Consider the following 12,641-nt stretch of genomic DNA (forward strand, 5'->3'; position numbering starts at 1 on the left):
TAAAATACCTCCCCTCTATACCGGAACCACCCCGTGTTTCTTCCAGGGCCTGTGGATTTCTTTGTTTTTAGCCATTTCCAGTCCCCGGATGATCACCCGGCGGGTATCACCCGGGTCGATTATGTCATCGACATAGGCATGGGAGGCGGCTATCTCCGGATCAATTAATTTCCTTACCTCGCCAATCATCATCTCCCTGGCGGTCTTCGGGTCCGGCGACGCTTCTATCTGTTTGCGGAAAACTATATTAACCGCCCCCTCCGGGCCCATAACACTAATCTCCGCGCCGGGCCAGGCCACAATAAGGTCGGGCTCGAAGGCCCTGCCGCACATGACGTAATAACCGGCGCCGTATGCCTTTCTCAATACCACCGTTATTTTGGGCACGGTGGCCTCGGACACCGCGTACAGCATCTTGGCCCCGTGCCTGATAATCCCCTGTTTTTCCACGGCGGAGCCGATCATAAAGCCGGGCACATCCATCAGAAAGACCAGGGGAATATTGAAGGCGTCACACAGGTTGATAAACCTGGCGGACTTGTCGGCGGCGTTTATGTCCAGCACCCCTCCCTGGACCATGGGCTGGTTGGCCAGAATGCCCACCACCATTCCGTTCATCCTGGCCAGGCAGGTTATTATATTTTTGGCCCAGCCGGGTTTGAGCTGGAAAAAGCGCCCTCCGTCCACAATTTTTTCAATTACCTGGAGCATGTTGTACCGTTTACGCTGGTCTCCGGGAACTATATTCAGCAGCTCTTCCACGTAACGGTCAGGATCATCGGCGGAAGCAATTGCCGGCGGCGACTCCCGGTTATGGGAGGGAAAATAACTCAAATATTCCTTTACCGCCGAGATGCAGTCCTGATCATTTTCCACTTCCAGATCCCCCACACCGCTTGTCTCGCAATGCACTTTGGAGCCCCCCAGGGTATTTTCATCCACGTCCTCGCCAATCATGGCCTTTACCAGGGGCGGCCCGCCCAGGGCCAAAAAGCTTTTGTCCTTCACCATGGGCACAAAATCCGCCAGTGCCGGAATATAAGCCGTTCCCGCCGCCCCGGGACCCATCACGGCGCACACCTGGGGTATCACCCCGGACATGACCACTTCCTCAAAAAACAAACTGCCGGAAACGGCAAACATGGAGCCCACCGCCTCCTGGATTCTGGCCCCGGCGGAATCAATCAGCCAGATCATGGGCACCCTGTGCTTTAAGGCCCACTGCCTTATCCTGCCAACCTTTTTCTCCCCGGACTCCCCCATGGAGCCGGCCATTACCGTATAATCGTAAGCCGCCACACAGGCCAGCCTGCCGTCTATTTTTCCATAGCCGGCAATTACCCCGTCCGCCGGAGTCTCCTTGTTTTTCATGCCCGGATGGCTGGAATGGTGGTGCGCCAGTATTCCCATTTCCACAAAGGTGCCCGGCTCAAAAAGCAAATCAATGCGCTCCCTGGCGGTAAGTTTATTCATGGCATGCTGGCCGGCGATTTTTTCAGGGCCACCCATGCCCATTATTTTCTCTTTCCGCTCATTCAGCCTGGCCGCTCTTTCCTTTAAATCCATTTAATTACCTCCTGTACTACATGCCCTTCCACAGGGGCCGGCGTTTTTCCAGAAAAGCCGTGGCTCCCTCCTTTAAATCCTGGCTCATAAAATCTATCACCCGGATGGTGTTCAGGTAATCCATGGCCTTGTTAAACTCCATATCCATCACCGTGTTAAAGGCATTGAGTCCCAGTCTCAGCACCAGCGGGCTGTATTCCGCCACCTGCCCCGCCAGGCTCATCACCTCTTCCTCCAGGGAGCCCGCGGGCGCCACCTTGTGGACCAGGCCCAGTTCAAGGGCCTGTCCGGCATCCAGGGTCTCCCCGGTAAGAGCCATGGCCAGAGCCTTCCGGGGCCCCACGGCCCTTATTAAAAGGGGAAACACCACAAAAGGGAAAATACCCATTTTAATTTCCGGGGTGCCGAATTGCGCATTCTCCGAGGCCACCGCCAGGTGGCACATGGCCGCCAGTCCCAGGCCGCCTCCCATGGCAGGACCGTTAATCCCCGCGATTAGCGGCTTGCTTAAATGCAATCCCATTTTGAAAAGCTCTGTGGACTCCTTTCCCTCCCGGTGAATGGCCGGCGCTGTTTTGGAAATCATCTGGGAAAAATCGCCCAGATCGCCTCCGGCGCAAAATGCCTTGCCCTTCCCCGTGATTACAACGGCCCCCACGGCATCGTCCCTGTCCGCATCCTTTAAGGCCGTTATCAGCTCCCGGCTCATTTGCTCACTTAATGAATTTCTCTTTTCCGGCCGGTTTAGAGCAATAACGGCAATCCGGCCCCGTTGCTCCACCGCTATCTGTTCGTAACCCAAAAAGCATCCCCCCTTTGCTTTAAAAAATGAAACAGGTTAACCATTAATATAAAATTTGACCCTTGGGTATAATTTTAACTACAATCATTGTAATGTATAAAACAGAACAAAAAAATCTTTTTCCCCGGGCGGTTAAAATTAAACCCCGGCCGGCTGAAAATAAATACTGAATGGTCAATTTTTAAATTATAGTTTATTTTTAGCTACTCTTGCAGGATTCGACTTCACGGCGAAAAAATATATTATTACTAAATGGAAACAGACCCCCGGAGGAGGATATTAATTTGAGTTTCAGAGAGGAACGGGCCGCGGAAAGAAAGCTGAATATAATAAGGACCGCGGCCAGACTGTTCAGCGAGAAAGGATACCATGAAGCCACGGTGGAGGATATAGCCAAGGAGTTAAAATATACCAAGGGCAGTATTTATTACTACATCCAGAGCAAACAGGATTTGCTGTTTGAATGTCATGACCTGGCCATGAACATGCTGATGGCCAGCATAGACAAAATAAAAGAATCCGGATTGGCTCCGGACCTGATGTTAAAAGAAGTAATCAAGGGGCATGTGGAAATTATGGTGGGGGAGTTAAACCTTATCAACGTGTCCCTGGCATCGGATTTTTTATTGCAGGATGAATATGCGGAAATAATTGTAAAGAAAAGGGATTTATATGAGGAAAGCATTAAAAAAATAATTGTTGAAGGAATAAAGCAGGGAATTTTCAAGCCGGTTCCGGAAAAAATGGTGATCTTTCTGATCATGGGGGCTATCAACTGGATCTCCCGCTGGTTCTCCGAAAAAGGCCCCTTAAGCAAGGAAGAAATCGCCCAGTTCTACGCCGATTATTTGCTGGCCCCATTAATGCTGAAACAGTAACCATAATGTTAATCTCCCCCGGTTAAAGCCGGTTTTAGCCGGGGGGTCGGGAGGACATTAATCCTGCGTCGTTTTTTCAGGGTTTAGAAATTCATCTTTCAACAGACCCGCCTGAACATAACGGATGGCGCTGTACGGTATATCCTCCCCCAGCAATTTTTTAACAGGCGCAATTTTTTTTACGCCAACCTGCTCCATGGCCAGATATATTTGGCTGCGCACCGGCCAGGGCACCAGTTCGTCCACCTTTATCCTGTCTTCGGCCACCAGCCGGGCCAGGTAGCCCTCCACAGTGGATACCGCCCGGCCCAGCCGCAGGGCAATGTCCTCCGGGGAAAATCCCTGCCGGAAAATGGATTCGATTCTATCCGCCATGTCAACTTTATCCCCTGCCGGCGGTTTTTCCCCGGGTGCCCGGAGATCCGGGGCGGCGGCGGGGGTTTCCAAACTCTCCTGGTCCGGTCCCACAGGCGCGCCGTATACATTTGACCTTACCATTTCAATTATCCGTTCCCCAAACCTGGCCACCTTTTTTTCTCCCAGGCCCTTAATGTTTAGCAACTCCGCCGGGGTAACAGGCTTTTTAGCGGCTATCTCCTGCAATACCCGATCATGAAAGAATACATAGGGGGGCATGGATTCTCTCCGGGCCAGCTCGGATCTGAATTCTTTCAATACTGCCAGCAGTTCCCGGTCCGCGTCGATATTTCCCGCCGGGGCGGTCCCGGAGGCATTGCCCCCGGATAGGATGTAATCCTGCCTAATGGGTATCGCCTGCCCGCTATTGAGCACTTCTTCCCCCTTAGCGGTCAGCACCACCACCGGATATTCATCCCCCGCCACCCCCAGGAACCCGTCACCAATGAGCTGGTTCACCAGTCCCCGCACAGCCGGGGCGGGTAAAGCCGATAACCTGCCGTAAAAGTTTATTTTGTCGTAACCCCACTCGATAATGTCCTTGGCCCTTGACCCCCGCAGCACGTCCACCAATTTTTTTTGACCCACCGGCCGGGGCAATTCCTTAACCGCGCCAAAAACCGCCAGGGGCAAATCCGATTTCACCAGCTTCCCGCTGGAATTGTTCAGGCAGTTGTCGCAGCATATTTCCTTCAGCTCACCCACAGCCTCGCCGAAATAATTTAACAAAGCCGCCCGGCGGCAGCCGCTGGTATGCACCCAGTTGGCCATGGCCGCCAGTTTTTCTTTCCTCTCCGCGGTTCTCTGCCTGGCTTCCTGCAGCACCACATTCATCAACCTGGCGGTGGGAGGCTCGGAACCCGCTTCCAGGTATAAATTGTCCCCGTCCCTGTCGGTTAAATGAATTATCCCCAGCCTCTCCAGCATGCTTATCAGAAACCTTACCTTGGTCTCTCCAAGCCCCCCCTGCTCCAGTTCCCCGCAGGATATCACGGACACGTTATCCCTTTGGGAATTCCTGTAGGCATGCATAAAATTCACAATATCTTCCTTGCCCAGGGAATCATTATCAATAATCCAGTCCTGCAGCTGCCTGTCCCGGTGGATGAACAACAGTGCGCACAGGGCCGGCCGCCCGTCCCTGCCGGCCCGTCCCACCTCCTGATAATAGGCCTCCAGGGAGGCAGGCAAACAGCAATGTATTACAAAACGTATGTCCGGCTTGTCTATGCCCATTCCGAAGGCGTTTGTGCCCACCACCACGTCTATCCCGCCCTGCAGGAAATTCTCCTGCACCCGGCTTCTCTCCTCCGGCTCCAGTCCCGCGTGATAGGCAGCAGCGGCGATTTTTAAACTGCCGCTCAGCCAGGAGGCCAGCCTCTCCGCATCCTTCCTGGTGGCCACGTAGATAAGGCCGCTTTCCCTGCGGCCTGAAAGCAGCTCATGTAATTTATCCAGCCTGGCCCGGTCATTATCGAACACTCCGGCGGTATAATAAAGGTTTGGCCTGTCGCTGCCGCTTACCACCCTGCAGGCGTCGGGAATGTCCAGCTGGTTTAATATATCCTGCTGCACCGAGGGAGTGGCTGTGGCGGTCAGCGCCAGTATCTGCGGATTGCCCGGCAGCTGGCCGTGAAATTCACGTATGTACAGGTAGTCCGGGCGAAAATCATGTCCCCAGTGAGATATGCAGTGGGCTTCATCAACCGTCAAAAGGGATACCTTTATCCTGGCCAACTGGGCCAGGAAGGTGCGGCTTTTCAGCCGCTCCGGGGCAACATAAACAATCTTGTATTTACCCCTGCCCATCTCATCCATCCGCCGCCGCTGCTCCTCCAGGGTAAGTTGACTGCTGATAAATGTCGCCTGGCGCAAATTTTTGCCGTGCAGGGCGTCCACCTGGTCCTTCATCAGGGCCACCAAGGGGGAAATGACCACAGCGACACCGGGCATCAGCAGGGCCGGAAGCTGGTAACAGAGAGATTTGCCCTGTCCGGTGGGCATTATGGCCAGCACGTTGTTGCCGCCCAATACCTTTTCCACCACGTCTTTTTGCCCGGCGCGAAAACTGCTGAAATTAAAATATTGCTGCAAGGCCTTTTCCAGAGAAGAGTATTGATTCACCTTTTATCCCCCCACATGTCGGCAAAAACATCATTACAAAATATTTTTCTTCCGCCGGGCATTTTCTCCCTTCCCGGCAAAACAACTTTTTGTTGCGGAAAGCGGGTTCCCCGCATGGCGTTGCTCATACCGGCGGACCACATCAATTGTTACTCCAATCTTTTAATAATATCGTTTACAGACAACACCCTGGCGAATCCTCTTCTTAAAACCTTTAATTCGGCCTCCTGCATGGACGGATCGTCGGTGGAGGTGATGTCGCTGCCGAAGACAACCTTAAATCCTCTTTCATAGGCCTGGCGGGCAGTCATTCCGCAACAATAATTTGTCAGTGTGCCGCAAATAATCACAGTGTCCCTGTCCAAATTTTTCAGTATGGTCTCCAGCGGAGTATCGTAAAAAGCGCCATAGGAAGGTTTGTGAATAATAATCTCGTCATCCAAAGGAGTGAGTTCCTGAAAAATGGTTCCGTCCTTAAACCAGGAGGGATCATTAAAGCCGGGATAACGATTGGGCATGAATCCCCCGGAACCGGGGCGGTCGAGATTATTATGGGTTTTCGCGTACGATGTAAATATCACAGGTATATTTTTATTTCTGCAAACCTCCACAAGCCGCTTTATATGCGGTACCTGGCGGGTGGCTTCCGGAACCCAGTAAGGAGTCCAGTGTGGCTTCACAAATTCATCCTGCATGTCAATAACCAGCAGGGCACAGTTTTCCTTTACCACCTCAAAACCGGCGTTCCCTTCCTCATGCCCCCTTCTGGCCATATCCAGCACATTTTGTTCTGTAAACCCTCCCGCCCTCATTACTTATCCTCCTCATACAGGATTTATGGGTGTACGAAAATTGGGGCTATAACGATTTGCTCTGGTATGCTTCTCCATTAAAACTATACTTAGATTGTCGTTAACCTTCTTTGTAGCAAATATCTTATATCCCAGTTCTATAATCATTCCGCCCTCCGTAGCCATGGCAAGCAGTTTTGGGGAACCTCGTCAATTTATTTATGCGATATGACTGAAATTATTTCAATTTTTTCTATAAAAAAAAGAAAAGTCCTCTATATAAAGAAGATCCCTTCGGCACAATACTTGTTATTTCAACATATTCAAAAGAAAACAACCGGCACCAAAAAAGTATATTGACATATGTTCGATTATCGCAATACTTTAAAAGCATGACCTGGATTGAATGTCCCGCCCCGCCGCACGGCAAACAAAAAAGAACCCGCTGCCAGGTTCCCGGTTCACTAAGATTATGATATGCTTTCCATCACTCATAGTGCGTCCAAAGCCGCAATACCCTTACACAATGCCTGTCCCTGTCCACCGCATAAACAAGACGGTGTTTTATGTTTATCCTCCGGGAGTACGCGCCTTTGAGGTCTCCAACCAATTTCTCGTAAGGCGGTGGATTTTCAAAAGGATTGTTTTTCAATACTTCCAGCAGTCCAAGAACAGCCTCCTTTAATCCCGCCTGCTTTATCAGAGCAACATCCTTTACCGCCCGTTTGGTAAACTCTATCTCCCACATCACCACTCAATCTCCTCAGCCTTGACGCAATCCTCCGGGGCAGCCCTCATCCCCTCGATTATGGATTCCCTCATTCCGGGCACGTTTAAAAGATACATGGTTTCCTGGATAGCCCTGTAATCCTCCTCGGAAATAATAACAACATTACCCTGTTTAGATGTCACCATAACAGGTTCGTGGTTTTTTACAGCAGCTTCAATTAATCGGAAGAAATTTTGCCTTGCTGCTGAAGCGTTGATAAGCAAATCAATTCCACCTTTCCAGTTTCGTCCACGCTATTGTACAATATATTGTACAATAGCGTGGTGAAATATTCAACCGCATTTCTTTTACGATTTACAGTATCAAACAATTCCACCACCGGCATAAAAAAGAACAGACCCCCGCAAACGGGCCTGCCCTTTTTAAAACTGCGGTTTACGGCTTTAACGCAACACGGTGGGAACAACTGCATCGATAAGTCCGATAACAAAAGCCGAGATCAAAGCTCCCAGCAGGCTTACACTGAGCAATCCGGGAATAATAAACTGTGCCAGGTAAATAACCACTGCCGCCGCAATGAAGCCGACGATACCCCTGCTTTGAGGAGATATCCTGTCGCCCAGCAACGCTTCGGCAATATATCCCAGTATAGCGATCACCGCTGCCGCAATCAACGCGCCGACAAAACCGCCTTTAACCACAAAACCGGGAGAAAGCCAGCTGACCACGATCAGTACCAGGGCTGAAACCACAAACCTTACGATGGCGCCTACCCAATTCACGAAATCACCCCCAATCTTTTTGGTTAATAATAATCATTGACAAAAATTAATTTATCTATACTGGCATTGCTTGCATTTTTTAAACCGCCGTGTTAAAATGGAGGCTGTTGGGAGGTGAGAACGTTGCCAAACATTAAATCTGCGGCCAAAAGAGTTGACATTATTCGCAGAAGAACCATAAGAAATGCCAGGCTGAAATCTGCATTGCGCACCACCATTCGCAGATTTGAAGAGGCCATGACCGCCGCCAACCAGGAAGACGCCAAAAGCAGGCTGAAGCGCGCGCTGGTGGCCATCGACAAGGCAGTGACCAAGGGTATTTTGCACAAAAACACCGCTGCCCGTAAAAAATCTCGCCTGACCCGACGCTTCAACAAAACCATGGCAGGCTAATATGAAATTTAAAACAACCACCCTTGCCAGGGTGGTTTTGTTATAATTGAGTATCGAATAATAACCGCTGAAAATGGAGGTTATCATGGCAGTTCTGGAAGTGAGCATAGTCCCCGTGGGCACGTCTTCCACCAGCCTGAGCGCCTATGTGGCCGACTGCCTTAAAACCCTGCGGGAAACCGGCGGGATATCATACCGGCTTACGCCCATGGGTACCATAATTGAGGGAGACCTGGAGGTTTTACTGAAAGTGGTGCGGGAAATGCACGAGCAGCCCTTTAGGGCGGGAGCCGGAAGGGTGGTAACCGCAATCCGCATTGACGACCGCAGGGACCGCCCTTTGACCATGGACGGGAAGGTGGCTTCGGTGGAAAGGAAATTAACAGGGCAATGAAATATTTCACCGATCTTCTGGAGACTGTAAAAAGCCGGAATTTTGCCCCGGTCTATCTTTTTCACGGCCCGGAGGCATACCTCAGGAGGCTGGCGGTTGAAAAAATACGTGAGGCGTTGCTGGACGGCGACAACCGGGATTTCAACCTTACCAGACTGGACGGTGAAAAGGCCGGGATAAGCGAGATAATATCCGCGGCCGAAACCGCGCCTTTTTTCTCCGGGAAAAGGCTCCTGATAATTGACCGCCCGGCGGTATTCCGGGCCTCTCCGGGAAAGGGCCGCGCCCCGAAGGAGACAGCGGGGCAGGAAGAGGAAGAAACAAATAAACCCGGAGGCAAAACCCCCGGAGAGGAAGAGGCGCTCATAAATTATATCGCCTCCCCCATGCCTTCCACCTGCGTTATCTTCAACACCCCGGACCAGGTGGATAAAAGGAAAAAGATTTATAAATCGGTGGAAAAGCACGGCAAAGCGGTGGAATTTGCCCTTTTAAAGCCTGCGGATATACGTAAATGGCTGGACAAGCAGGCCCGCCTGGCGGGCAAAAAATTGGAACCGGCGGCAGCCGGGGCACTGCTGGACAGGGTCGGACAGGATCTTACCGCCCTTCATGCGGAGATAAATAAATTAATTGATTACGCGGGCCAAGCCCCTGTAATAAAACTGGCGGATGTTAATCTCCTGACGGCGGTCCCCCTGGAAGAAAACATTTTCAACGTGGTGGACGCCCTGGGAGAAAAAAAACCGGACAAGGCGGTATCGGGAATCCGGGACCTGCTGCTGGCCCGCCAGCCCCCGCAATATATTCTGTCCATGGTGGCAAGGCAGTTCAGGCTGCTTCTGCAGGTAAAGGAAGCTTTATCCCGGGGCTGCTCCTTTGGCGAGCTGGCCTCAACCACCGGCATTCATCCCTTCGTGGCAAAAAAGCTGTATCAACAATGCAAAGGATTTGATATTAACCTCCTGATCCGGGCGCTGCATTCTCTTCAGGAAATTGACGCGGGAGTTAAAACCGGGAGGAAGGATTTTCTACCGGCCATGGAGTTGTTTATAATAGAGACGGTTACCGGCGGGAAATTGGCGGAAGGAAAGTAAAGGCAAAAACCGTCAATCTGTGGCCGTCCCCCATGGCATTATTTAATGAAAATAATACGCAAATTAAAAGCGGGAGTAATAAACTCCCGCTTTTAATTTGTAAACTTACTTATTCCTAAGTTTTAAAAAGCATTTAAATAATCCGATAAAGACATAAATTAATCCTGCGTATATTGCCAGCAAAAACAACAAATTTACTATTTGCGTGCTATTGATACTTATTTCACCAGTCACAAATATCGAAACAATATAGGCGAAAATAATTATTGTTATAATATATATCACAAAGTTACGCCTCAAGTGGTTAATAAATTTTCGTCTTCCGCCGGTTTCATGGCCAATACAATCGTCATTGGAATTTTTATCCATAACAGATTTCTCCTTTTGCCAAATCCCTTGAAGTAAATATATTCAAGGAATTTTTGTAAAATTATTAATTTTCTTTATTTTAACACGATTTCCCTTTTTAGCATATTGAAAAAATATAACAGATAATGTTACCCTTCCAACCTGAAAAAGCCCCCTCTTTAAATGCCGGCAGAAGACAGGGCTTCATAAAAAAAATCGCCGCCGGATTAACCGGCGGCTTACTGAATCTATATAAAGTTTTATTCCTTTTTGCCCACAATGCCCAGTATAACCCTGTAGGGGCCGGGGGTGCCCGGCGGCACGAAGGCCACCCTGTCTCCGGGTTTCACGGATTCGTTCAGCTTTCTTATTATGCCGTTTACAAAAACCGCCTCGATCTTTTCCGGGGGGATTTCCAGCTTCTCAGCCAGTTCCGCGGCGGTGCATTCCTGTTCCAGAGGCACCTCCATGGGAAAAGGCCAGCCTCTCCGGTCAAAAATTTCCTTTATAAAGGAAAATGCCCTGACTTCTACGCATGCGCCGTTATCCAAAACAATTGCCCCCTTTTGCACATCACCTGTTAAACAATTATCAATCGGTTGGTTAAAAAGGCCTCAATATAATTATACCCCGAAACAGTCGGGACATGAAGGATCTCTTTCCAGCGCTATTTCAAAAAATGCAGCCGAGAGGGCGTCGTAGGTAAGAAGCCTGCCCACCAGCAGTTGACCCAAACCCAGCAGGTATTTTACCGCCTCGGCGCATTGCAGTACTCCGATAATCCCCGCAACAGCTCCCAAAACCCCCACCTCCGCGCAGGAAGGAGCACTGGGAGAAGGCTCGTCCCGGTAGAGGCACCTCAGGCAGGGTCCCTCTCCGGGAATAATGGTCATCAACTGCCCGCTGAAGGAAAGAACCCCCCCAAAAACCATTGTTTTGCCCAGGCGGACGCAGGCAGCGTTTAAAAGGTAGCGAACGGGAAAATTATCCGTGCAGTCCACCACCAGATCATGTTCCCGGACCGCCTGGTCAACATTGTCCGCCGTTATTAATCCTTCTATTGTATTTACCTGAATATCCGGATTCAGGGCCGAAATCTTTTCCGAGCCGGATATTACCTTCGGCCTGCCGATATCCCCGGTGCGGTGCAGTATTTGCCTTTGCAGGTTTGACAGATCCACCTTGTCGCTGTCCGCCAGGGTAATGTGACCCACACCGGCCGCCGCCAGATAATACGCCGCCGGGGACCCCAGCCCCCCGGCGCCCACCACCAGCACCCGGGATTTTAAAAGTTTCTCCTGGCCCTCCGTCCCCACGCCCGGCAGTAAAATATTTCTTTTGTATCGTTTAAGCTGATTGTCCGTAAGCATGCTACCAATCCTTTAAACCGCTCATTCCACAATTTCCACCCGGTCCCCCACCTTAACCGGACCTCCCTGGAGAACCCGGATAAAAATGCCCTCTTTGGGCATCACACAGTCCCCGGCCTGGTGATATATGGCGCAGCGGGTGTGACACTCTTTGCCGATCTGGGTAACCTGACCCAAGGCCTGCCCGCCCAGCCGGAGTTTAGTGCCCACGGGCAGGCTGACCAGATCCATATCCTCGGTGGTGATGTTCTCGGCAAAATCCCCCGGTTTGACGTCCAGACCCATTTTCTGCATCTTTTGAATGCTTTCCAGGGCCAGCAGGCTTACCTGCCTGTGCCAGGTACCCGTATGGGCGTCTCCCTCCAGACCGTGCTCGGTAACCAGTATGCCCTCTCCCACGTTCTTTTTGCGCATTCCTTTTCTGGGACTTGTGCAGACAGCCACTATTTTTCCCATTCTTCCTCTTCCTCCCTGGTAAATAGTCCGCTCTTGCCGCCGCTTTTTTTAACCAGGCGGATGTTTTCAATGGTCATGCCCCTGTCCACGGCCTTGCACATGTCGTATACGGTGAGCGCAGCCACCGATACCGCGGTAAGGGCTTCCATTTCCACCCCGGTCTTCCCGGCGGTGCGGACCGCCGCCTGAATTTCCACCGTGTCCGGCTTCTTCAGCCTGAAATTAACATTCACCCCGGTCAGGTTGATGGGATGGGCCATGGGAACAAGCCTGCCGGTCTCCTTGGCCGCCATGATGCCCGCCACCCTGGCAACCCCCAGCACATCCCCCTTGGCCATGCCGCCGCTCTCAATCAGGCTTAAGGTTTCCGGCCGCATGACTATTTTGCCCCGGGCCACCGCTTCCCTCAAAGTAATGTCCTTTTCGCCTACATCAACCATACGGGCCCTGCCCCGGCTGTCAAAGTGAGTTAATACGGGGTTCTCGCTCAACC

15 protein-coding genes are annotated in these 12,641 nt (G+C 51.1%); 4 read left to right on the forward strand and 11 right to left on the reverse strand.

Annotated features, from left to right (window positions below; translation table 11 throughout):
- Nucleotides 1–15: 15 nt before the first annotated feature.
- Complete coding sequence (locus DCCM_RS15235) at nt 16–1,566, reverse strand: acyl-CoA carboxylase subunit beta (RefSeq protein WP_104373242.1); 1,551 nt, start codon at nt 1,564–1,566, stop codon at nt 16–18.
- 16 nt (nt 1,567–1,582) lie between these two features.
- Nucleotides 1,583–2,368 (reverse strand): enoyl-CoA hydratase/isomerase family protein, encoded by a 786-nt coding sequence (locus DCCM_RS15240; RefSeq protein ID WP_104373243.1) that lies wholly within the window; start codon nt 2,366–2,368, stop codon nt 1,583–1,585.
- Between the two features lie 284 nt (nt 2,369–2,652).
- Here DCCM_RS15240 and DCCM_RS15245 point away from each other — a divergent pair, with 284 nt between their 5' ends.
- Nucleotides 2,653–3,246, forward strand: coding sequence for a TetR/AcrR family transcriptional regulator (locus DCCM_RS15245; protein ID WP_165792193.1), 594 nt, complete (start codon nt 2,653–2,655; stop codon nt 3,244–3,246).
- Between the two features lie 57 nt (nt 3,247–3,303).
- Here DCCM_RS15245 and DCCM_RS15250 read toward each other — a convergent pair whose 3' ends face one another.
- From DCCM_RS15250 to DCCM_RS15270, 5 genes are all read right to left on the reverse strand, one after another.
- Nucleotides 3,304–5,787, reverse strand: a complete 2,484-nt coding sequence (locus tag DCCM_RS15250; protein WP_104373245.1) for a RecQ family ATP-dependent DNA helicase — start codon at nt 5,785–5,787, stop codon at nt 3,304–3,306.
- Nucleotides 5,788–5,936: 149 nt separating this feature from the next.
- A complete protein-coding gene (locus DCCM_RS15255; RefSeq protein WP_104373246.1) occupies nt 5,937–6,599 on the reverse strand; it encodes a cysteine hydrolase family protein in 663 nt (220 codons plus the stop codon).
- Between the two features lie 466 nt (nt 6,600–7,065).
- A complete protein-coding gene (locus tag DCCM_RS15260) occupies nt 7,066–7,326 on the reverse strand; it encodes a Txe/YoeB family addiction module toxin (protein ID WP_104373247.1) in 261 nt (86 codons plus the stop codon).
- A complete protein-coding gene (locus DCCM_RS15265; protein ID WP_104373248.1) occupies nt 7,326–7,571 on the reverse strand; it encodes a type II toxin-antitoxin system Phd/YefM family antitoxin in 246 nt (81 codons plus the stop codon). Before DCCM_RS15265 ends, DCCM_RS15260 begins: the two co-directional genes overlap by 1 nt.
- A 180-nt stretch (nt 7,572–7,751) precedes the next feature.
- Nucleotides 7,752–8,090: a phage holin family protein gene (locus DCCM_RS15270; RefSeq protein WP_104373249.1), complete on the reverse strand. Its 339-nt coding sequence runs from the start codon at nt 8,088–8,090 to the stop codon at nt 7,752–7,754.
- 123 nt (nt 8,091–8,213) lie between these two features.
- Between DCCM_RS15270 and rpsT the strand changes: the two genes are divergently transcribed.
- The 3 genes from rpsT (at nt 8,214) to holA (ending at nt 9,974) form a co-directional block, all read left to right on the forward strand.
- On the forward strand, nt 8,214–8,483 hold the full coding sequence (rpsT, locus tag DCCM_RS15275; RefSeq protein ID WP_104373250.1) for a 30S ribosomal protein S20: 270 nt from the start codon (nt 8,214–8,216) through the stop codon (nt 8,481–8,483).
- 85 nt (nt 8,484–8,568) lie between these two features.
- The gene (locus DCCM_RS15280; RefSeq protein WP_104373251.1) at nt 8,569–8,877 is read left to right on the forward strand and encodes an MTH1187 family thiamine-binding protein; all 309 of its coding nucleotides are present in this window, start codon (nt 8,569–8,571) and stop codon (nt 8,875–8,877) included.
- Nucleotides 8,874–9,974 (forward strand): DNA polymerase III subunit delta, encoded by a 1,101-nt coding sequence (holA, locus tag DCCM_RS15285; protein ID WP_104373252.1) that lies wholly within the window; start codon nt 8,874–8,876, stop codon nt 9,972–9,974. Before DCCM_RS15280 ends, holA begins: the two co-directional genes overlap by 4 nt.
- A 608-nt stretch (nt 9,975–10,582) precedes the next feature.
- Here holA and DCCM_RS15295 read toward each other — a convergent pair.
- From DCCM_RS15295 to moaC, 4 genes are all read right to left on the reverse strand, one after another.
- A complete protein-coding gene (locus DCCM_RS15295; RefSeq protein ID WP_231702794.1) occupies nt 10,583–10,873 on the reverse strand; it encodes a MoaD/ThiS family protein in 291 nt (96 codons plus the stop codon).
- A 72-nt stretch (nt 10,874–10,945) separates the two neighbouring features.
- The gene (locus DCCM_RS15300; RefSeq protein WP_104373254.1) at nt 10,946–11,692 is read right to left on the reverse strand and encodes a HesA/MoeB/ThiF family protein; all 747 of its coding nucleotides are present in this window, start codon (nt 11,690–11,692) and stop codon (nt 10,946–10,948) included.
- A gap of 21 nt (nt 11,693–11,713) precedes the next feature.
- Nucleotides 11,714–12,148: an MOSC domain-containing protein gene (locus DCCM_RS15305; RefSeq protein WP_104373255.1), complete on the reverse strand. Its 435-nt coding sequence runs from the start codon at nt 12,146–12,148 to the stop codon at nt 11,714–11,716.
- Nucleotides 12,136–12,639, reverse strand: coding sequence for a cyclic pyranopterin monophosphate synthase MoaC (gene moaC / locus DCCM_RS15310; protein WP_104373256.1), 504 nt, complete (start codon nt 12,637–12,639; stop codon nt 12,136–12,138). Before moaC ends, DCCM_RS15305 begins: the two co-directional genes overlap by 13 nt.
- Between the last annotated feature and the right edge of the window lie 2 nt (nt 12,640–12,641).

The sequence above is a fragment of the Desulfocucumis palustris genome (assembly GCF_002933875.1).
GTDB classification, from domain to species: domain Bacteria; phylum Bacillota; class Desulfotomaculia; order Desulfotomaculales; family Desulfocucumaceae; genus Desulfocucumis; species Desulfocucumis palustris.

What these genes read in the sequence shown, in the direction of transcription:
- DCCM_RS15235 (WP_104373242.1), bottom strand. Translation starts at nt 1,566, where the DNA reads ATGGATTTAAAGGAAAGAGCGGCCAGGCTGAATGAGCGGAAAGAGAAA.
- DCCM_RS15255 (WP_104373246.1), bottom strand. Translation starts at nt 6,599, where the DNA reads ATGAGGGCGGGAGGGTTTACAGAACAAAATGTGCTGGATATGGCCAGA.
- DCCM_RS15260 (WP_104373247.1), bottom strand. Translation starts at nt 7,326, where the DNA reads ATGTGGGAGATAGAGTTTACCAAACGGGCGGTAAAGGATGTTGCTCTG.
- DCCM_RS15280 (WP_104373251.1), top strand. Translation starts at nt 8,569, where the DNA reads ATGGCAGTTCTGGAAGTGAGCATAGTCCCCGTGGGCACGTCTTCCACC.
- holA (WP_104373252.1), top strand. Translation starts at nt 8,874, where the DNA reads ATGAAATATTTCACCGATCTTCTGGAGACTGTAAAAAGCCGGAATTTT.
- DCCM_RS15300 (WP_104373254.1), bottom strand. Translation starts at nt 11,692, where the DNA reads ATGCTTACGGACAATCAGCTTAAACGATACAAAAGAAATATTTTACTG.
- DCCM_RS15305 (WP_104373255.1), bottom strand. Translation starts at nt 12,148, where the DNA reads ATGGGAAAAATAGTGGCTGTCTGCACAAGTCCCAGAAAAGGAATGCGC.